Origin of the sequence: Citrobacter sp. Ce119 (assembly GCF_030334525.1) — a bacterium.
In the GTDB taxonomy this organism is placed as follows: domain Bacteria; phylum Pseudomonadota; class Gammaproteobacteria; order Enterobacterales; family Enterobacteriaceae; genus Citrobacter; species Citrobacter europaeus.
This window is the reverse complement of the sequence record NZ_JAOWDR010000060.1, coordinates 762,609-780,368: the sequence shown is the minus strand read 5'-3', so window position 1 is coordinate 780,368 and position 17,760 is coordinate 762,609. Positions and strand designations below refer to the sequence as shown.

20 protein-coding genes are annotated in these 17,760 nt (G+C 50.8%); 5 read left to right on the top strand and 15 right to left on the bottom strand.

Features of this window, described 5'->3' with window-relative positions:
* Positions 1-6 precede the first annotated feature (6 nt).
* The 6 genes from otsA to OGV80_RS23895 all read right to left on the bottom strand — a co-directional run bounded on the left by otsA (position 7) and on the right by OGV80_RS23895 (position 6,875).
* On the bottom strand, positions 7-1,428 hold the full coding sequence (gene otsA, locus OGV80_RS23920; protein ID WP_043016750.1) for an alpha,alpha-trehalose-phosphate synthase: 1,422 nt from the start codon (positions 1,426-1,428) through the stop codon (positions 7-9).
* A complete protein-coding gene (gene otsB, locus OGV80_RS23915; protein ID WP_043016751.1) occupies positions 1,403-2,206 on the bottom strand; it encodes a trehalose-phosphatase in 804 nt (267 codons plus the stop codon). Before otsB ends, otsA begins: the two co-directional genes overlap by 26 nt.
* Positions 2,207-2,381: 175 nt before the next feature.
* Positions 2,382-3,368, bottom strand: a complete 987-nt coding sequence (gene araH / locus OGV80_RS23910; protein ID WP_003034609.1) for an L-arabinose ABC transporter permease AraH — start codon at positions 3,366-3,368, stop codon at positions 2,382-2,384.
* Between the two features lie 14 nt (positions 3,369-3,382).
* The gene (araG, locus tag OGV80_RS23905; RefSeq protein ID WP_087051726.1) at positions 3,383-4,897 is read right to left on the bottom strand and encodes an arabinose ABC transporter ATP-binding protein AraG; all 1,515 of its coding nucleotides are present in this window, start codon (positions 4,895-4,897) and stop codon (positions 3,383-3,385) included.
* Positions 4,898-5,012: 115 nt separating this feature from the next.
* Positions 5,013-6,002 carry an arabinose ABC transporter substrate-binding protein gene (locus tag OGV80_RS23900; RefSeq protein ID WP_043016753.1) on the bottom strand — a complete coding sequence of 330 codons (990 nt, stop codon included), beginning with the start codon at positions 6,000-6,002 and terminating at the stop codon, positions 5,013-5,015.
* Positions 6,003-6,317: 315 nt separating this feature from the next.
* On the bottom strand, positions 6,318-6,875 hold the full coding sequence (locus tag OGV80_RS23895; protein WP_087052601.1) for a DJ-1/PfpI family protein: 558 nt from the start codon (positions 6,873-6,875) through the stop codon (positions 6,318-6,320).
* A 554-nt stretch (positions 6,876-7,429) separates the two neighbouring features.
* Here OGV80_RS23895 and OGV80_RS23890 point away from each other — a divergent pair.
* Positions 7,430-7,933 (top strand): non-heme ferritin-like protein, encoded by a 504-nt coding sequence (locus tag OGV80_RS23890; protein ID WP_043016755.1) that lies wholly within the window; start codon positions 7,430-7,432, stop codon positions 7,931-7,933.
* Positions 7,934-8,071: 138 nt separating this feature from the next.
* On the opposite strand, the gene OGV80_RS23885 is transcribed toward OGV80_RS23890, so the two are convergent.
* A complete protein-coding gene (locus OGV80_RS23885; RefSeq protein WP_003034595.1) occupies positions 8,072-8,323 on the bottom strand; it encodes a DUF2766 family protein in 252 nt (83 codons plus the stop codon).
* A 129-nt stretch (positions 8,324-8,452) separates the two neighbouring features.
* Between OGV80_RS23885 and OGV80_RS23880 the strand changes: the two genes are divergently transcribed.
* Complete coding sequence (locus OGV80_RS23880; protein ID WP_043016756.1) at positions 8,453-9,874, top strand: MFS transporter; 1,422 nt, start codon at positions 8,453-8,455, stop codon at positions 9,872-9,874.
* Positions 9,875-9,906: 32 nt separating this feature from the next.
* Here the strand turns inward: OGV80_RS23880 and OGV80_RS23875 are convergent, their stop codons facing one another.
* Complete coding sequence (locus tag OGV80_RS23875) at positions 9,907-10,545, bottom strand: RpiB/LacA/LacB family sugar-phosphate isomerase (RefSeq protein ID WP_043016757.1); 639 nt, start codon at positions 10,543-10,545, stop codon at positions 9,907-9,909.
* Positions 10,546-10,813: 268 nt separating this feature from the next.
* Here OGV80_RS23875 and yecR point away from each other — a divergent pair, with 268 nt between their 5' ends.
* Both yecR and ftnA read left to right on the top strand, forming a co-directional pair.
* Positions 10,814-11,149 (top strand): YecR family lipoprotein, encoded by a 336-nt coding sequence (gene yecR, locus OGV80_RS23870; protein WP_047410479.1) that lies wholly within the window; start codon positions 10,814-10,816, stop codon positions 11,147-11,149.
* A 192-nt stretch (positions 11,150-11,341) separates the two neighbouring features.
* A complete protein-coding gene (ftnA, locus tag OGV80_RS23865; RefSeq protein ID WP_043016759.1) occupies positions 11,342-11,839 on the top strand; it encodes a non-heme ferritin in 498 nt (165 codons plus the stop codon).
* Between the two features lie 45 nt (positions 11,840-11,884).
* On the opposite strand, the gene OGV80_RS23860 is transcribed toward ftnA, so the two are convergent.
* Positions 11,885-12,124: a YecH family metal-binding protein gene (locus OGV80_RS23860; RefSeq protein ID WP_043016760.1), complete on the bottom strand. Its 240-nt coding sequence runs from the start codon at positions 12,122-12,124 to the stop codon at positions 11,885-11,887.
* Between the two features lie 225 nt (positions 12,125-12,349).
* Between OGV80_RS23860 and tyrP the strand changes: the two genes are divergently transcribed.
* Positions 12,350-13,561, top strand: a complete 1,212-nt coding sequence (gene tyrP / locus OGV80_RS23855) for a tyrosine transporter TyrP (RefSeq protein WP_043016761.1) — start codon at positions 12,350-12,352, stop codon at positions 13,559-13,561.
* A 27-nt stretch (positions 13,562-13,588) separates the two neighbouring features.
* On the opposite strand, the gene OGV80_RS23850 is transcribed toward tyrP, so the two are convergent.
* From OGV80_RS23850 to OGV80_RS23825, 6 genes are all read right to left on the bottom strand, one after another.
* Positions 13,589-14,254, bottom strand: coding sequence for a YecA/YgfB family protein (locus OGV80_RS23850; RefSeq protein ID WP_286515829.1), 666 nt, complete (start codon positions 14,252-14,254; stop codon positions 13,589-13,591).
* A gap of 208 nt (positions 14,255-14,462) precedes the next feature.
* Positions 14,463-14,744, bottom strand: a complete 282-nt coding sequence (locus OGV80_RS23845) for a heavy-metal-associated domain-containing protein (RefSeq protein WP_043016762.1) — start codon at positions 14,742-14,744, stop codon at positions 14,463-14,465.
* A complete protein-coding gene (locus OGV80_RS23840; protein WP_043016763.1) occupies positions 14,741-15,097 on the bottom strand; it encodes a mercuric transporter MerT family protein in 357 nt (118 codons plus the stop codon). Before OGV80_RS23840 ends, OGV80_RS23845 begins: the two co-directional genes overlap by 4 nt.
* The gene (locus OGV80_RS23835; protein WP_043016764.1) at positions 15,075-16,217 is read right to left on the bottom strand and encodes a transglutaminase-like domain-containing protein; all 1,143 of its coding nucleotides are present in this window, start codon (positions 16,215-16,217) and stop codon (positions 15,075-15,077) included. Before OGV80_RS23835 ends, OGV80_RS23840 begins: the two co-directional genes overlap by 23 nt.
* A gap of 206 nt (positions 16,218-16,423) precedes the next feature.
* The gene (locus OGV80_RS23830; RefSeq protein ID WP_043016765.1) at positions 16,424-16,894 is read right to left on the bottom strand and encodes an SRPBCC family protein; all 471 of its coding nucleotides are present in this window, start codon (positions 16,892-16,894) and stop codon (positions 16,424-16,426) included.
* Between the two features lie 13 nt (positions 16,895-16,907).
* The gene (locus OGV80_RS23825; RefSeq protein WP_353654552.1) at positions 16,908-17,597 is read right to left on the bottom strand and encodes a LolA family protein; all 690 of its coding nucleotides are present in this window, start codon (positions 17,595-17,597) and stop codon (positions 16,908-16,910) included.
* Positions 17,598-17,760 lie beyond the last annotated feature (163 nt).

Genomic DNA, 17,760 nt, shown 5'->3' with positions numbered 1-17,760 from the left:
TGAGCGTTACGCCAGCTTAGAGCAGGATGAAACGTTGTCTGGCAATGGCTGTTTACTCTGGCGCGGAATGACTTTTTCCAGATCGCAAATGAACATCGCCTGCCAGTTGTCGATATCGTTTTTAATGATAGTCTCGAGCATCTCAGCGTGGCGAGAGATACGCTCGGCAAGCGGCATCGTCAGCGCCTGGTTTAATGCGCCAGCGACTTCATCGCGATCGTAAGGATTAACAATAAGGGCGGCAGTTAGCTCGTTTGCGGCCCCGGCAAATTGTGATAACACCAGCACGCCAGGGTTGGCAGGATCCTGCGCGGCCACGAACTCTTTCGCCACCAGGTTCATACCATCGCGCAGCGGGGTCACCAGTCCTACATCAGAGTAGCGGAAGATCTTCATCAGCAATTTACGATCAAAGTACTGATTCAGATAATAGAGCGGCGTCCAGCCCAGTTGGCCATATTTACCGTTAATCCTCCCCGCTTCAGTCTCCAGTTGGTGACGAATATCCTGGTAGGCCTGTACCTCTTCACGCGACGTTGGCGCTATCTGCGTGTAGCGAATTTTACCGTGGTGCTGCGGATAGTGTTCCAGCAGAGCCTCATAGGCCTGAAATCGCTCTGGCAACCCTTTAGAGTAATCCAGACGCTCAACTGAAAATATATTCTGCACATTTTTGAGTTCCGCTTTCAGTTGCGCCAGCTTCGGCGGCAAAGGTCCGGAGGCCTGCCGGGCGATCTCATCTGGCTCAATACCAATAGGATACACCTGGGTGCAAAACGCTTTTCCCCATGCCCGGTGGTGATTATCGCTCTGCGTGGATACCTGCGTCTGGGCTGCCAGGCAATCCAGAAAAGCCTGACGGTCGTTTTCGGTCTGGAAACCGAGCAAATCAAAATCGCACATCTGCTCAAGTAGCGCCTGATGTGGAGGTAGCGCATTAAAAATTTCCGGCGTCGGAAATGGAATATGCAGGAAAAAGCCGATACGGTTATTCACACCGCGTTTACGCAGTTCGCTGGCAAACGGCAGCAGATGGTAATCATGAATCCAGATGATGTCGTCATCGCTAAGCAGCGGCAGCAGTTTATCTACCAGTAAGGCATTCACCCGCTGATAGCCTTCCCATGCAGGACGCTGAAACTGTACCAGGTCCAGACGATAATGAAACGCAGGCCATAGAACAGCATTTGAAAACTGGCAGTAATACTCTTCGTAGTCCTGCTCACTCAAATTAAACGAAGCCCAGGTAATATTGCCACGCGTGACTTTTTTTAATGGTTTGTCCTCATTACCCGTATCGCCACTCCAGCCAAACCACAGGCCACCAGCAGCCTTCAACGCGCCCAGCACGCCGACAGCAAGCCCACCTGCGCTCCCTTTGTCATCTGGTGAGGCGATACGATTAGATACTACGACTAAACGACTCATAGCCACCTCTTCTGTTATTCGTTGCTTTCGATTCTTGCTGCGAAGAGTTATTTTGTTCCAGCCAGTGCCAGACATCACTCACGCCATCCAGACGCCATGTCGCCTGCGTCGCTCCGTTGCCCACCTTCACGGAAATCCCGCCAGCGCGATTAACCACGCCAAACCCGGTTTCGTCCGTCAGATCGTCTCCGAAAAAAACGGGGATCCGACCGGCAAAAGGGGCTTCCTGCATAAATGCGGCAATTGCATCGCCTTTATTGGTCCCCTTTGGTTTTATCTCCACAACGCATTTTCCATGCTGTAAAGCCAGTTGCGGCCATCTGTGCGTGATACGCTCAGCCAGATTAATTAGCGCCGCTTCATGTTCCGGGGCCTGGCGGTAATGCAGCGCGAAAGCCATTCCTTTTGCTTCAAGCGTTGTACCCGGCATCGTCGCCAGCGCTGTTTGTAATAACTCTCCTGCTTCGCGCTCTATTGCCTCAGCCAGGCGCACTATATGAGTTTGGCCATTGATATCACGGCGCTCTGCCCCATGCACTCCGGCGAGCGGAAAACGTAAGGGAGTGGTAAGCGCATCAAGCTCAGCCATCGAGCGCCCTGAAATCAATGCCAGCGCCCCCGCATTACGTGTAGCCAGCTGATGTAATAACTGCAGGATTGTCTTAGGGACGACGACCTGGTCTGGAAAAGGTTTGATCTCAGCCAATGTCCCATCGAGATCAAAAAAATAAGCACAGTTTGCAGATTGTTCAGGGGGTATGATCAGTGATGCTGTCACCCGGTTATCCTCCTCATCATGGTCTGTACGCCGCGCGGATCGCGCCGTATATATGATGTACGACGGATATAAGTATAGACAGTGTGACCATGCTCGCCATTTGCAAAAACAATCGCCAGCCGGGTAGCGGCTGGCGATGAGCTAAAGCTAGACTAAAAAGTTGGGGTTTAAATCATCAAACGGTACGCTTCGCTTTTTGCTTGTAACGGTCGAAGATCACCGCCGCCAGCAGGATTAGACCACGTACGACATACTGGGCGAACGGAGAGATGTTCAGCAGGTTCATCGCATTCTCAACCGTTCCCAGAATTAACACCCCGGCCACTACATATGAGATTTTTCCGATGCCGCCTTTGAGCGAAACGCCCCCTAACACGCAGGCGGAAATCACGATCAGCTCATAGCCGATTGAGGTCATTGGTTGGCCGCTGGTCATACGTGATGCGAGGATGATCCCGGCAATGGCGGATACCAGCCCAGACAAAATAAAGATAATAATCTTGGTACGAACGACCGGAACCCCAGCCAGACGTGCCGCCTCTTCATTGCCCCCAATAGCCAGCGTGTTGCGACCAAACGTAGTTTTATTCAGCAGTAAACCGAAGACGATAAAACAGACAACCGTGATCCAGATAGGTGCCGGCAGACCAAACCAGTTCGCGTAGCCGAGGGTAAAGAAGCGCTCATCTTCAATCCCCACCGCCTTACCGTCGGAAATAATATAGGCCAGACCACGTACAATCTGCATCGTCGCAAGGGTGGTGATCAGGGCGTTAATTTTTAAACGCGCAATCACAAACCCATTAACCAGACCACAGAGAATACCGAGCAGCAGCCCGGCAGCCACGCCAATCCACAGGCTTTCAGTCATGTTAATGACCACGGCAGTCGTGACCCCGGCGCAGGCAATCACGGACGCGACGGACAGGTCGAAGTCACCGGATGCCAGGCAAAACAGCATCCCACACGCGACCATACCCGACATCGATACCGCCAGCCCCAGCCCTTTCATATTGATGAAAGTGGCAAAGTTTGGCACAAAGAGGGAACAAACCAGGAACAGCACGGCGAACACCACCAGCATCCCGTACTGATCCCAAATGCGACCAAGATTTAGCGCCGATTTTGCTGCGCCAGAACCCGATGTAGAAACGGAAGACATCATTCTCTCCTTATTCAGGCTACAGCCTGGCTGACTTTAGGCATAGCAAGGCTCAAGGCCTGGCGCTCATCCGCCTGTTCATGAAGCAACTCACCGGCAATTTCGCCCTCTCTCATCACCACGATACGATCGGCGACACCGAGCACTTCTGGCAGGTCACTGGAAGCAAACAGCACGGCCACGCCGCGCGCTGCGAGGGCATAAATCACGTTATAAATTTCATGCTTGGCACCTACATCAATGCCGCGTGTAGGTTCGTCCAGCAAAATCACCTTCATCTCTTCCGATAACCAACGGCCAAGGATAGCCTTCTGCTGATTACCGCCGGAGAGGTTCATAATCAGCTGCTCCGCGCCCGGCGTTTTAATATTGAGTGAGCGAATATGGTGATCGGCATTGGTCTCTTCCCAGCCGTTGTTGATCACGCATCCGCCCAGAACATGTTTACGACGGGCGCTAATGTTGATGTTGTTACGCACCGAATGGACCGGAATGATCCCTTCCGCTTTGCGGTCCTCCGGGCACAGCATCATTCCCGCTTCAATGGCATGGCTCGGTTTACGAATATCAATAGGCTGCTCATCAATAAACACCTGGCCTGCCGTGATGCGTGTGCCGCCAAACAGTCCTTTCATCAATTCGCTACGCCCGGCGCCTACCAGGCCAAACAATCCGACAATTTCACCGCTGCGTACCGATAAACTGATCGGCGTACGCACACCGGGAGCTTTGACCTCATGCAAACGCAGCCGCTCTGCGCCATACGGTCTGGATTTCCATCCATAAATATCACCGAGGTCGCGTCCAACCATCGCCTGCACCAACGCATCGTGATCGACCTGCTGCATATCCGTGAACGTTGTGACGTAATGCCCATCTTTAAACACGGTGATGGCATCGCTGAGAGCAAAAATTTCCTCCATACGGTGCGATACGTACAGGATGATGCGTCCTTCGTTGCGCAGCTCACGGATGACGCGAAACAGATTCTCAATTTCGCGTGCAGACAGGGAGCTGGTCGGTTCATCAAACGCGATAATTTTGGCATTACGCGCCAGCGCTTTTGCTATCTCCACCATCTGCCATTGACCGATGGAGAGATATTTCAATGGCGTGTCGGGATCGATATCCATGCCCAGATGCTTAAGCTGTAGCCCCGCTTCATAGTTCAGCAGCGAGCGATTTACAATCCCGCCTTTGTGCGGCAACTGGCCTAAATAAATATTCTCGGCAACGGTCATTTCCGGGACGAGATGCAGCTCCTGGTAAATAATGGCGACACCGGCGTTGAGCGCGGCCGTGGTGTCTGCAAACGAAACTTCCTGTCCGCGGATCGTCAAAGATCCCGTCGTTGGCGCATAGTTACCGCTGAGAATTTTTAAGAGTGTTGATTTTCCGGCGCCATTTTCGCCCATCAGCGCATGCACCTGACCGGCGTAACAGTCGAAACTGATATCCGTAAGCGCTTTAACGCCCGGGAATGTTTTGCCAATGCCGCGGAATGAGAGATACGGGGTAGACTGTTGCATAACGTCTCCGTGAGTCAGATCTTTAAGCCGGATGGCGGCTTTGCCTCATCCGGCCTTCTGAGGACGCGATTCGTAGGCCGGATAAGACGCTTTGACGTCGCATCCGGCATTTATGTTACTTACCGCCTAAGCCTTTCTTCGCCAGCTCTTCTTTGAAGTTATCGCGGGTAATCAGCACCACATCCGTCACTTCAGTAAACGCCGGTGGCTCTGCACCTTTCGTTACCCAGTTGTAAAGCATTTCACTTGATTTGTAGCCGTGAACGTCCGGGCTTGGCAGCAGTGAGCCGTAGAACCCGGTCGCTTCGCCTTTGGACAGTTCACTCACGGCATCAACGCCATTAATACCGATACCAATTACGTTTGGCGCTTTGAAGCCCTGCCCTTCAGTCGCACGTACGCCGCCCAGCACGGTGTTGTCGTTCATGCCGACAATCAGCCAGTGTTTGACTTCAGGATGTTGAACCAGCATGGAGTTAGCGGCATCGAATGCACCGGGGATATCATTTGATTTTGTTGGAACCTGGTAGATCTGTTTTTCCGGGAAGCCTGCGGCTTTAAGCGCTTCCATTGAACCTGACGTACGGCGACGCGCGGTATCAAGTTCGTTGGCGGTAATGGCCATGACGGCGCTGGATTTCACATCCCAACCGCGCTTTTGCATCTCCTTATACAGCTCCTGGCCCTGGCGCTCACCAATTTTGGTTGCAGCCATCATCACCAGCGGCACGGTATCCATCGGCTTACCTTTGGCGTTGGCAAACTGGTCATCGACGGCAATGACTTTCATATCGTAGCCTCGCGCCTTAGCCATAATGGCAGGCCCGAGTTTGGGGTCCGGCGTACAAATCACAAACCCTTTTGCTCCACTTGCAGCCAGGCTGTCGATGGCATTGAGGGTTTTCTCACCATCCGGGACGGCAATTTTAATCACCTCAAAACCAAGGTCTTTACCGGCTTTATCGGCAAATTTCCATTCAGTCTGGAACCACGGTTCTTCCGGCTGTTTGACCAGGAAACCGAGCTTCATGGATTCAGCGATAGCGGATTGTGACATAATGGCAGCCAGACCGATGGCAGCCAACGCTTTAGTGAATTTGTGCATGGTTAACTCCAGCTTTAACGTTCTTTTATGTAGGGTAAAATCAGACGATTTTTTGTAATTCGGACGTAAAACAAGGCATTACCTTTTATTGATAAGATCAATGCCAGTGCTGAGAGTATTTTTAGCGGGAAATTGATTCTCCATAAGAGAGCGGCATCACACCACAGAATTACAGTAATTGCGTACATAAATTCAGCGGGAAATGACATAAAAAAACGCGATTTTGTCGACGGGAAAAAAGAGAAATAGCAGATTAGTCCATAACGTCAGCCAACGAATCCTTGTTCCCGAATACCGAAGCATTCGGGAAAATGATTACCATCGATAATAAATATGGTCAGCGTGATCGCGGACCGGAATGTCATCTCCCAGCAGACGTGCCGAAAGTGTTAATGCAAAATCAAAAATATGCCCCAGCCCTTTGCCGCTAATCAGATTGCCATCTTCAACTACCGGCGCATCAATATATTCCCCATCCGTGACGTTTTGCCACAGATCTCCCGAGCACACGTAGCGACGTCCTTTCAGCAGGCCGTTGCCGCCCAGCACGCGCGCAGCCGCAGAACACACCGGACAAATGAGTTTCCCCGCCTGATCATGTCGGGCGACAAACTGGATGACCGTCTCACTGGCAGCAAGATTAACGCTGCCCTGCGGCCCGCCGGGCAGCACGATGGCGTCGTAGAGATATGCCTGGCGCGCGGCCAGCGTACTGTCTGTCACCATCGGTACGTCATGATAACTCACCACTGCACGTGACTCTGCACAGGCCAGCGTTTCGACTTCGATATTCAGACGACGCAGAATATCAATGGTAACAATCGCCTCCGCCTCTTCAAAACCAGGTGCCAGCAGCACCGCAACCTTCTTCATATGTAACTCCTCGCGTTATCCAAATTCACAACACAATTAATGACGAATAGTTCAGGCCGTTAATTTTCTTAATTTGATTAAAACTGATCTGGCGCAAAAAATTAGTCATCAGATAATTAGTACAGATTCAGCCCAATCGTGAAATTGCTTCACAACATGAGCAGATAATCATCAGGTGCCAGACAATACCTTATTGTGGAAATTAATTTTGTGATTTAAAACACCATTTCATTATTGAAGAGTGTGTTTAATGGCATAAATATCAATTCGTTATATTCATATCACCTATATGCCAAAACGGCAGAAGCACAAGTACTGTTATGACAATATGTAAAAAAACATAAATACACGGATTTAAGGATTTTCTTATGTCATAGCAAGCGTTATGCTGAATCTCGATCGGGAGCGAATATAATTCGTGATCACTAAAGGACCGGCGGAACGGATTTATTCTGCTAACAGTTTTAATTGTACGTAGAGGTGAAGTGCAGCGGCAGCCCGCTGTACTGGCGTTAGTAACGTACATTCCCCTTTCTGGAAATAAGGATATTGATATGGCTGCAGTTGGAATTGTTCATAAACTCAACACGCAAATGAACCTCGAGTTCTACGCATCGAATCTTTACCTGCATCTGAGCGAATGGTGCTACGAGCATAGCCTGACGGGTACCGCCACGTTTCTTCGCACTCAGGCACAAGGTAACGTGACTCAAATGATGCGGATGTTCAATTTTATGAAAAGTGCCGGGGCTAACCCCATCGTCAAGGCCATTGATGTTCCGGGTGATGAACTGACTTCCCTTGAAGAATTGTTTCAGAAAACGCTGGATGAATATCAACAGCGCTCGAGTAGGCTCTCACGTTTAACCAATGAAGCAGAAGCGTTAAACGATGCGCCAACCATCGATTTTCTTCACGACCTGGAAAAAGAGCAGCAGCAGGATGGCGTGCTGTTACAGACGATACTTGACGAAGTCCGCAGCGCCAAACGCGCGGGGCTGTGCATGGCGCAAACCGATAAGCACTTGCTCAACGTCGTGAATTACCAGCATCACTAATCTTCAGTTTTCAAAGCGTTAATGCCGGATAGTAATGTGATGCGCCTTATCCGGCCAACCTCTGATTTTCCCTATGCACGCGCCTCCATTCTGCGAGGCGCAAAAAAACCTTTCTAAAACCTGAAACAACGGTTTATTTTAGTGGGATTCATTCTGCGGCGTGAATTTCAGCTCGATCAAGGCAACCGCTTTTTGTATTGCGCGCATAGTGACCGGATCGGCACCTGCAGGATGGCTGGAAAAATCGATGCTTTTCAGCTGGCTGGACATTTTTTCCCGAACTTCTACTGGGGCAATAACATCAAGAACATCCAGAATTTGCTTGATAACCAGCTGACAGGCAACAACGTCCGAGAGCAGTTCCTGATCGGCATTCAGTGTTTGGGACATGGTGAGCTCCTTATTGAAAGGTCGTCATAGTACCCATTCAGCGCTCGAAACGATAGCCGCCCACGCATAACGAATGCGTTGGAAATAAAAATAGTTCCAGTCAGTTTCTTTTGAGATGGCAAGCACAACATGAGTGAACAGTTAGCGGTCGAGAACAAACGCGGTCTTTCACCGGCGGCATTACTTGTTGCCGGGGCTTTCTTTATGGAATTTATTGACGGCACGGTGATTGCCACCGCCCTGCCTGATATGGCTAAAAGTTTTGGTGTGCAGGCGGTAGACCTGAACATTGGCATCAGCGCCTACCTGATAACCCTTGCGGTGCTTATCCCCGCCAGCGGCTGGATTGCGGATCGCTTCGGTGCAAGAAAGGTGTTTACCCTGGCGCTGGCGATTTTCACCCTCGCGTCGGTTTTATGCGGTTTGTCCGAAAGCCTTGAGGGTTTTGTCGCCATGCGAATCTTGCAGGGCGTCGGTGGCGCATTAATGGTTCCTGTTGGCCGTCTTGCGGTACTGCGCACCACGCCTAAACATCAGTTGATCACCGCTATTGCCACCCTGACCTGGCCCGCATTGGTCGCACCTATCATTGGACCTCCCCTTGGGGGATTCATTACCAGCTATGCCAACTGGCGTTGGATCTTCTTTATTAACGTACCGCTGGGAATACTGGCGATCGCGCTGGCGCTAAGGTTTATCCCGGATATTCATGACGACGAGCGTCGTCCGTTTGATATAGCGGGTTTTATCGCGACCTCTGTTGCGATGGTAAGTCTGGTGTATGCCATGGAGTTACTGGGAACCCGGCAGCCGCAGGGCTGGCTAACCGCCGGGCTTCTGGCGCTAGGGACAGTGACCTTCCTGTTTGCCCTGCATCATTTTCGTCGTGCTACCTGGCCGATGATTCGTCTTGATGCCATGAGCGTCCCAACTTTTCGCGTCACCATGTACGGCGGGTCGCTGTTTCGCGCTTCTATCAGCGCGGTGCCATTTCTGCTGCCGTTAATGTTCCAGGTCGGTTTTGGCATGAATGCTTTTCATGCAGGCTCGCTGGTACTGGCGGTGTTTGTAGGCAATCTGACGATAAAACCTGCCACTACGCCGTTAATACGCTGGCTCGGCTTTAAGAGACTGCTGTTAATCAATGGTGCGCTTAACGTCCTGGCGCTGCTGGCCTGCGCATTAATTACGCCACAGACTCCCGTGTGGGTTATTTTGCTGGTGTTGTATCTGGGCGGCGTATTCCGCTCAATTCAGTTTACCGGCGTCAGCACGCTTGCTTTTGCGGATGTCCCCGCGTCACAAATGAGCTACGCCAATACGTTGTTCAGTACGGCAACACAATTAGCGGTAGGCTTAGGCATTTCATTGGCCGCTATCGGGATCCGTATCGGCGATGAGGTGAGTAAGTGGCTGACATTGGGGAATATTCCAGGAATCAGTTTCCGGCTGGCCTTTGTCGCTATTGCCATTATTTGCCTGGTCGGCATGGTGGATACGCTGCGACTTGCCCGTGATGCTGGAAGCGCGGTGTCTGATAAGAACAGATAGCCCGACAGGTGAACACCGCCGGGCCAACAGGTTTAGCCAATTATCTCGCGAACAAACGCTTCGATCGCTTTGTCCTGGCAGTTGTCAAAGAAACACTGCTGGAAGCGCGGACCCGATACGGCGGTTTTCACCAGCTCAGGATCGATAGCGCGTAGCGTATCCAGATAGTTTTCTTTTACCACCGCCGCTTTCACCTGGTTCAGAATACCGGCGTTACGCACCTGTGGCTCTTTACGCTCAGGCGGATAACCTTCGCCGTTACGACCAGTGAACGCTTTTTCAAACATATAGCGCACATTTAACTCAGCGCCCCAACCAAAACCTTTGGCGAATGCCAGAGAAAGCGCGTTACCGTTGTTGATCTGAGAGAATAAGAACGCGTCAGCCGGATCAAGACAGTAACCACACACCACGCCCGGATGAATATTCAGCGACATCATTGCCCCCTGACCCGTACCGCAACCCGTGACAACAAAATCCACGGCTTTGGAATTGAGCAGGATGCTGGCCATAATCCCTAAATGGATGTAGGTCAGATGATGGTCATTTTCGTCGCTCATCCCGACGTTGTACACTGGAAAACCTTTCTCATCCGCGACGGCTTTAAGCTCGTTATGAATGATGGCGTTTTTGCTTGCCTGGCTGTTTTCCATCATCAATGCAATTTTCATTCTGTAATCTCCTGAATGCGCTGCGGGGACCCGCAGAAAGTCATAACATTCAGGCCACATTACTATTTTGCAAACTCACTTTCAAATTTAATGAAATTTTGTTTTATAAAATAATGAAGTGCTCACATTTTTCCTTCGAAAGCTGAGAATGGCCTCAAGAAATTGACGTCGTTGCGATTAATCGCAGGTGATTTTCAGGTTATTCAAGCCATTGATACGTCAACACGTATGCCATGATAGCCTATCTCCGAACTTTCAGAGCGATCACATGAAGACCTTTATCCTTGCCCTTTTGCCGCTCGTGCTGACAGGATGCACTATAACTAAACAGGCGCAGGTCAGCGAAGCCAGCGCCATCACCGGCGTGGTTCGCCTGACCTACAACCAGGCCATGTTACAGTCGGCGCGTACCGATGACTACGTTACCCAGGGGACAGCCACCAAAGAGTGTCAGCGCCTGGGTTATGCCAGCGCAATGGCGTTTGGTCAGCCGGTGTCAACCTGTAGCCTGTACGCCGGTTCTTTGTGTTTAAATACCAAAATAACCCTCGCCTGGCAGTGTCACGGCGCAGCGGTATCACCATCCACTTCCTTTAATTATTAATATTTTCGACCAGCACATTATTGCTGGTCTTCTGCCTTCTCGTTATTTATTCTCCGACCAGTAGCGTTAATGCGTTTTATTCCCATTCGCATTTTTAATAAATAAATTTATTATTTTACCTTTTGCAAATAATTAAATAACAAATTATAGTGGCGCCACGTCAATATATAATAACGTTTGTGGAGCAGAACCATGCTGAAAACAGAAATGATCGACCAACTGAATGAGCAGATGAACCTTGAATTATATTCTTCTCTGCTCTACCAACAGATGAGCGCGTGGTGCAGCTATCACAGCTTCGAAGGTGCCGCTGCGTTTTTGCGCCGTCACGCCCAGGAAGAGATGACGCATATGCAGCGTCTGTTTGACTACCTGACCGATACCGGCAGCTTGCCGTGTATTAATACCGTCTCTTCCCCTTTTGCTGAATATGCGTCTCTGGACGAATTGTTCCGTGTCACTTACGAACACGAGCAACTGATCACCCAGAAAATTAATGAGCTGGCACACGCGGCAATGACTCACCAGGATTACCCGACGTTTAATTTCCTGCAATGGTATGTTGCCGAGCAGCATGAAGAAGAGAAATTATTTAAATCTGTTATTGATAAGTTATCACTGGCAGGGAAAAGTGGCGAAGGTCTTTATTTCATCGATAAAGAACTGGCTACGCTTGATACACAGAATTAATGTCTCTGGGTAATGAAGGCAACCCGCCATCATTACCCGTGACAATTAGTGACGGCAGATCTTGCTTTCGTGCGTAGAGAAGCCGTCTTCTTGTGCAATAAACTTTCCCTTCGCCGCTAAAAACGCCACCAGCTCGGCTGCCGTCATATCCGCAGCAGAACAGGTGTGAAAACGCGCCTGCTCGCCAAACCGTGCCGTAATCGCCGCCTCAAGGCTGGCATTCGAATACTGCTCGCCAGATTCAATCATCATGTTGAGCACTTCGTGACCGTGAATAGATTCCATACTACCTCCTCAATAAAGTCCGTAGCCTAATGTGAACCGCACGGCGCTGCTTTGCGCTAACGCAGGTTTAGTCGCAGATAAATGTCATTTGTCATACATCTTAAGGCGAGAAATATCGTAAAGATTAATGTACATACATTGTAACGGTGATTTGACGAAAATAGCGTTTTGCCTTAACCTGCGCCGCAGATATAACCGTTGATTATCTCTGGGACAGAGGAAAGCGTGAAAAACAGAACCCTGGGTAGTATTTTTATCGTGGCGGGAACCACGATTGGTGCCGGTATGTTGGCAATGCCGCTGGCTGCGGCAGGCGTGGGGTTTAGCGTCACGCTGGTGTTGTTAGTGAGTCTTTGGGCGTTGATGTGCTACACCGCGCTGTTGCTGCTTGAAGTGTATCAACACGTACCGGCTGATACCGGGCTGGGTACGCTGGCAAAACGTTATCTTGGTCGTTACGGACAATGGGTAACGGGTTTTAGCATGATGTTTTTAATGTACGCGCTGACGGCGGCGTATATCAGTGGCGCGGGTGAATTGCTGGCTTCCAGCATCAGCGACTGGACCGGAACAACTCTATCACCGACAACAGGCGTGCTGCTGTTCACCTTTGTTGCCGGTGGTGTGGTTTGCGTAGGAACCTCGCTGGTCGATCTGTTCAACCGTTTGTTATTCAGCGCCAAGATAATCTTCCTGGTGGCGATGCTGGCTCTGTTGATGCCGCATATCCATAAAGTAAACCTGCTTACGCTACCGCTTCAGCAGGGACTGGCATTGTCCGCAATCCCGGTTATCTTCACTTCGTTCGGTTTTCACGGTAGCGTCCCCAGTATCGTCAGCTATATGAATGGCAACATCCGTAAATTGCGTTGGGTGTTTATCACCGGTAGCGCCATTCCGCTGGTCGCTTATATCTTCTGGCAACTGGCCACGCTTGGCAGTATTAACTCGTCCACGTTCATGGGGCTGTTAGCCAACCACGCTGGCTTAAACGGTTTATTGCAGGCATTGCGTGAAGTCGTGGCTTCGCCGCACGTCGAGCTGGCGGTGCATCTGTTTGCCGACCTCGCTTTGGCGACCTCTTTCCTCGGCGTGGCGCTGGGATTATTTGACTACCTGGCCGACCTCTTCCAACGCCGTAATACCGCTGCGGGAAGAGTACAAACTGGCGTGGTGACCTTCCTGCCACCGCTGGCATTTGCACTGTTCTATCCGCGTGGTTTCGTCATGGCGCTGGGGTATGCAGGCGTTGCCCTGGCGGTGCTGGCGCTGCTCATTCCCTCGATGCTGGTCTGGCAAAGCAGAAAACAAAATCCGCAGGCTACCTACCGTGTGGCGGGCGGAGCTCCGGCGCTGGCGCTGGTATTTTTGTGCGGCATTGTGGTGATAGCAGTACAGTTTTCTATTGCTGCAGGACTACTACCGGAAGTGGGTTAAAACAAAAGGGGCTTTCGCCCCTTTCTGTTAATGCAAACAGCACTGCTTATATTTCTTGCCGCTACCACACGGACAAGGGTCATTACGCCCTACTTTGGCATCCACTTTTACCGGTACCTTGACCGGCGTTTCCTGGGGATGCGCCATCCAGTAAGCATGCAGATCCAGCGCCACCAGGCGAATGGCATCCACGCTCTCTTCAAACGCTTCTGGCGTCAGCTTCTCAACCACCGCAAAGTTCTCTTCCGTACCGTGCAGCGCAATAGCCTCAAGCGCAGGTTTTAACGTGTCTGGTAACGCGGACCAGTCTGACAAAGCAACGCCTCGCATATAGCCGAAGCACCACTCTTCAACGATAGTCAGTTCATGTTCGTCAATTTCACGTAAACCAAACAGCGGCTCAAACTGCTCAGGATATTCATCCAGACGGTCGACCGTATCCGCCATATGTTGAAACGCCAGGTTCATGAAACGCGTCATTTCTTTTTCGGAGGACCAGCGAGGAACATACTGCGCGCCGCCCCAAATAGCGACCAGCCACTGCTCCGGTTCAATTTCATACGGAGAACTCAGCACCGCCGTCAGTAAACCATCCAGTTCTGATACATCCAGAATAGCCTTGTCCGTATTGTACTTAGTCAATACATCATCCAGCCATTCCAGTTCGCTCTCGTTTAATGGTCCCGTTTTCATAACGCTTTTCCTTAGTCAAAAAATCTTGCCTGTGATCATCCTACATGGCTGGAGGGATAACAGATACAAATGGGCATATGCGGCATCAGTTGCCGCCTGTTCAGGTTAACAGGAAACGAGGGGAATTCCGGTAGTTAACGCACAAAAGAGAACACTAAGCCGCCGGGCATCATACCGGGAAAACACAATAAAACCACCCGCAGGTGGTTTACTGTTGCTCAATGCGGTTGAGCGTTGCGGTATAGCCCGTTTTCGCTACAGCATTTAGTAAAGTATCGGTTGGGAAACCTTCTGGCACGATCGCTTCCGCCTGCCGGGTTTTTAGGGAGGATTTTGCTTTTATCACGCCGTCGGTTTCACGCAGCGCCTGATTGACTGAAATAACGCATAGCGAGCAGGTCATATTTTGTATATCCAGCACCACTTTTTGATTGGTCGCCTGAGCCCACACCGGCAGCAGCAAACATACAACTAACGTGAAGATCTTCATTCAAATACCTCATAAAACCAGGCGACGAGCGTTGGGTAAAATAACACTGGCAAAATCAACGCCAGTGCACACCAGTAGAGAATGCGCGCCTGCTTAAGCGTTAGCCATCCGGAGCACCACAACCGTTTGGAAAAATAGAGCCGCCAGAAGACCCGCAGCAATAAGCCCAGGGACAGCAGCATCAAAGGCATTCGCAAAAACTCAAACCGGGTGAAAACAGCAAAGCTTGCCGCAGAAATACCAAACAGCAGGTAGAGCAGCGGTCCAATACAGCACAAGCCCGCGGTGACGGCAGCCGCAGCGGCCGTCAACAGGGTGAGTCCCGCCCCTTTAGCGTTGTTCTGTGGCGACATAGCTGTAGGAGAACGCTTTAGGATCATAGAAATTGATCGGGTCGCCATCGACTTCAGCGTAAGGATAGCCAAAGTTGTTCATGGCTCCCTGCTCCGTTGCCGGATACAACTCGAAATCACGCCCGTAGTTGAATCCAACCCAGTTCATTTCCCAGTTACCAAACAGGTAAGTGTTTACCGCCTGGACATCGGCGTCCTGATGCGATTTTTTCTCTGCCAGACGCATTTTGGTCACGTCAGCGGGATCGCACGGTAACCAACCGTAACCAGCAAGATAGAATTCGGCTCGGCAATGTTGTCCACCGCTCACATCGGCGACGCCTGCACCGTCTGCTTTGCCAAAAGCGCTTTTCGAGTAACGTTCGAGTTTATTGGCTTTGCCCAGACGGATGCCAAACAGTTCGCGCGCCGGAATACCGCTGGCCCGCGCCAGAGCCACAAAAACGGAGCTCATGTCGGTGCATTTTCCTTTGAGCTTACCGCTTTTTAAGATCTCCGCCACATCCCCCGTGCCGCAGCCAATGACGTCGTTATCGCGCTCCATATGGCTGCTGACCCATTCGTAAATCAGGCGCGCTTTTTTCAGCGGATCCTGCTCATTACCGGTGATTTTACGCGCAGTTTCCAGAACAAGCCCATCAACTGGGGTATGTGCTGTTGGCAACAGATACGGTTTTACATCCAGCGGGTAAATAATCTGCTCGGGTGCCTGCCAGGTTTTCAGCGCATCCTGCTTCAGAGGTTCCCAGTCGGCGGTTTCAATGTCGATATCAACGTTAATCAACAATTCGCCCTGCGAGTCAGGCCAGGTAGCAAACAGCGTTTTCGCACCATAGGTATTATTGGTAGTGACGTATGCTTGCTTAAAGTTTCCGCTAAAGGCAAGCGCCGTCATTTGTTGAAATGCGGTATCTACCGGCAGCGGGATCCACAGTTTCACCACGCCGCTCGATCCCTTAGGAGGATTGAGTTTATACGTTTGAGATAAGACAAAACGTCGACGAGCGACTGGCGCAACGGATGGCTCAGCGGCACGGACCGTCTGACTAATGACGGCAGGACCGACTAAACCGGCGGCGGAAAGGAGAACGCTATTTTTGAGAAACTGTCGACGTTGCATTGCTGTCTGTCCATGTTGTAAGAGTTGAGCTACGGCTAAATGGGAAGCCGCATGCGATCATCACAGCAGACAGAGGCTGGCATAATAAGGCGAGCCGATGGAGGCTATTCATCAATAACAGACCTGTTAACTGTGAATGAAATGAGAGACTACAAGGTCGCTATTAAGCCATTTACAGGCAAAAAAGTACAGCAGTGGGAACGAGTTCAGTATATATACACATGCGTAGCCAGTTTGCGGGCTAACCCTCTTGCCCCCTCGCGCATGACCGTATTGTGATTCCAGCGAAATACAGGCGCTGCCAGCGGGGCAAGATAATTCATCCAGCGGATCGTGGTACGCACATTCCAGTCATACCTGACAATAGTTTCTGCACCACTTGCAGAAAAAGACCACACGCCTCGCCCTTCCACCGCGCCACTGGCTTGTCCTTCAAGCAGAGAGCAAGGCAGAATGTTCAATACGTTGATGTCAAAGGTTAAGCGATAAGGAAGCGCCCCTTTCCAGGTATAACGATGCAGCGCCCCAATCCCCTGTAGATCGCCTTTCTTTAGCTCAACGATGCGTTCCAGACTTCCCCACCATTCCGGCCACTGGTCCGGATGGGAAAAAATATCCCATACCTCCTGGATTGAGGCCTCAACCCGCCAGACGGTGGAAAACTGATACTCAGCCACAATACAGGCTCCCTCAAGGCGTAAAGAAATGAGTGGGAAAATGGATGTTGATAACCATCGCTTCCAGAAGAACGGTTTCTAATCGCTGCCCATCTGGGGCATAGCTGATCACTTTGGCAGGGAGTCCGTGGTAATTATCCAGCCAGACGTCGTAACGGTGAACGCCATCAACGGCCAGTCTTCCCTGTCCAACCACGGACACGAGCGTCGCCTCCCGCCCCGCAAGGCGCTCCTTAGCGACAACCGTCGTTGTTCCCCCACGTTGCAGATAGCGAATATTGCCCAACAACACGCCGATATCAGAGCGATCCACCCGATGACCGCGCTCATCCTGGATCAATGAATTGGTTGGCGACAGGTGCAAAATGGGCAACGTACCCACACCCAATGGCCATAACGTCACTTTACCGCTGACAGTATTAAAGATAAGCACCGCGCCTGAATGCGGCTGGGTAAAATCCATTCGTACATAGCCGGGTTTCTGATAGCTGTAGCGAATGATTTTATTCTCACCCTGTGCAGATGAGGATCGCATCATCACCTGATAAGAGGCCATGTTATTAAATGACTGCTGTGCAAACGCAATAGGATCCGCGGTCCCAACATCCGGCAAAAATGCCCCTCTCTTTTCCGCCGGGCATACTGTGCAGCTAAAAACGAGCAAAGCGGTGAACGCAACTAGCGGAAAAAATGAGACGCGCATGACCGCCCCCTGTATCTGTACTGTCTGTAAACAGAAGCCATCACCTGTCGACTGTTTTTATTATAGTTCTTAACTGCGCGGCACTACTCTCCCGGCCCCTCTGAATCAGTATGGGCAGCAGGTTTAAAGTTGGTTTGGTTTTCTTTTCAGTTGAGATGACACC

What these genes read in the sequence shown, in the direction of transcription:
- otsA (WP_043016750.1), bottom strand. Translation starts at nt 1,428, where the DNA reads ATGAGTCGTTTAGTCGTAGTATCTAATCGTATCGCCTCACCAGATGAC.
- OGV80_RS23845 (WP_043016762.1), bottom strand. Translation starts at nt 14,744, where the DNA reads ATGAAGATCTTCACGTTAGTTGTATGTTTGCTGCTGCCGGTGTGGGCT.
- OGV80_RS23850 (WP_286515829.1), bottom strand. Translation starts at nt 14,254, where the DNA reads ATGAAAACGGGACCATTAAACGAGAGCGAACTGGAATGGCTGGATGAT.
- OGV80_RS23900 (WP_043016753.1), bottom strand. Translation starts at nt 6,002, where the DNA reads ATGCACAAATTCACTAAAGCGTTGGCTGCCATCGGTCTGGCTGCCATT.
- ftnA (WP_043016759.1), top strand. Translation starts at nt 11,342, where the DNA reads ATGCTGAAAACAGAAATGATCGACCAACTGAATGAGCAGATGAACCTT.
- OGV80_RS23840 (WP_043016763.1), bottom strand. Translation starts at nt 15,097, where the DNA reads ATGTCGCCACAGAACAACGCTAAAGGGGCGGGACTCACCCTGTTGACG.
- OGV80_RS23860 (WP_043016760.1), bottom strand. Translation starts at nt 12,124, where the DNA reads ATGGAATCTATTCACGGTCACGAAGTGCTCAACATGATGATTGAATCT.
- OGV80_RS23875 (WP_043016757.1), bottom strand. Translation starts at nt 10,545, where the DNA reads ATGAAAATTGCATTGATGATGGAAAACAGCCAGGCAAGCAAAAACGCC.
- OGV80_RS23825 (WP_353654552.1), bottom strand. Translation starts at nt 17,597, where the DNA reads ATGCGCGTCTCATTTTTTCCGCTAGTTGCGTTCACCGCTTTGCTCGTT.
- OGV80_RS23890 (WP_043016755.1), top strand. Translation starts at nt 7,430, where the DNA reads ATGGCTGCAGTTGGAATTGTTCATAAACTCAACACGCAAATGAACCTC.
- OGV80_RS23895 (WP_087052601.1), bottom strand. Translation starts at nt 6,875, where the DNA reads ATGAAGAAGGTTGCGGTGCTGCTGGCACCTGGTTTTGAAGAGGCGGAG.
- OGV80_RS23885 (WP_003034595.1), bottom strand. Translation starts at nt 8,323, where the DNA reads ATGTCCCAAACACTGAATGCCGATCAGGAACTGCTCTCGGACGTTGTT.
- yecR (WP_047410479.1), top strand. Translation starts at nt 10,814, where the DNA reads ATGAAGACCTTTATCCTTGCCCTTTTGCCGCTCGTGCTGACAGGATGC.
- OGV80_RS23880 (WP_043016756.1), top strand. Translation starts at nt 8,453, where the DNA reads ATGAGTGAACAGTTAGCGGTCGAGAACAAACGCGGTCTTTCACCGGCG.
- OGV80_RS23835 (WP_043016764.1), bottom strand. Translation starts at nt 16,217, where the DNA reads ATGCAACGTCGACAGTTTCTCAAAAATAGCGTTCTCCTTTCCGCCGCC.
- araH (WP_003034609.1), bottom strand. Translation starts at nt 3,368, where the DNA reads ATGTCTTCCGTTTCTACATCGGGTTCTGGCGCAGCAAAATCGGCGCTA.
- araG (WP_087051726.1), bottom strand. Translation starts at nt 4,897, where the DNA reads ATGCAACAGTCTACCCCGTATCTCTCATTCCGCGGCATTGGCAAAACA.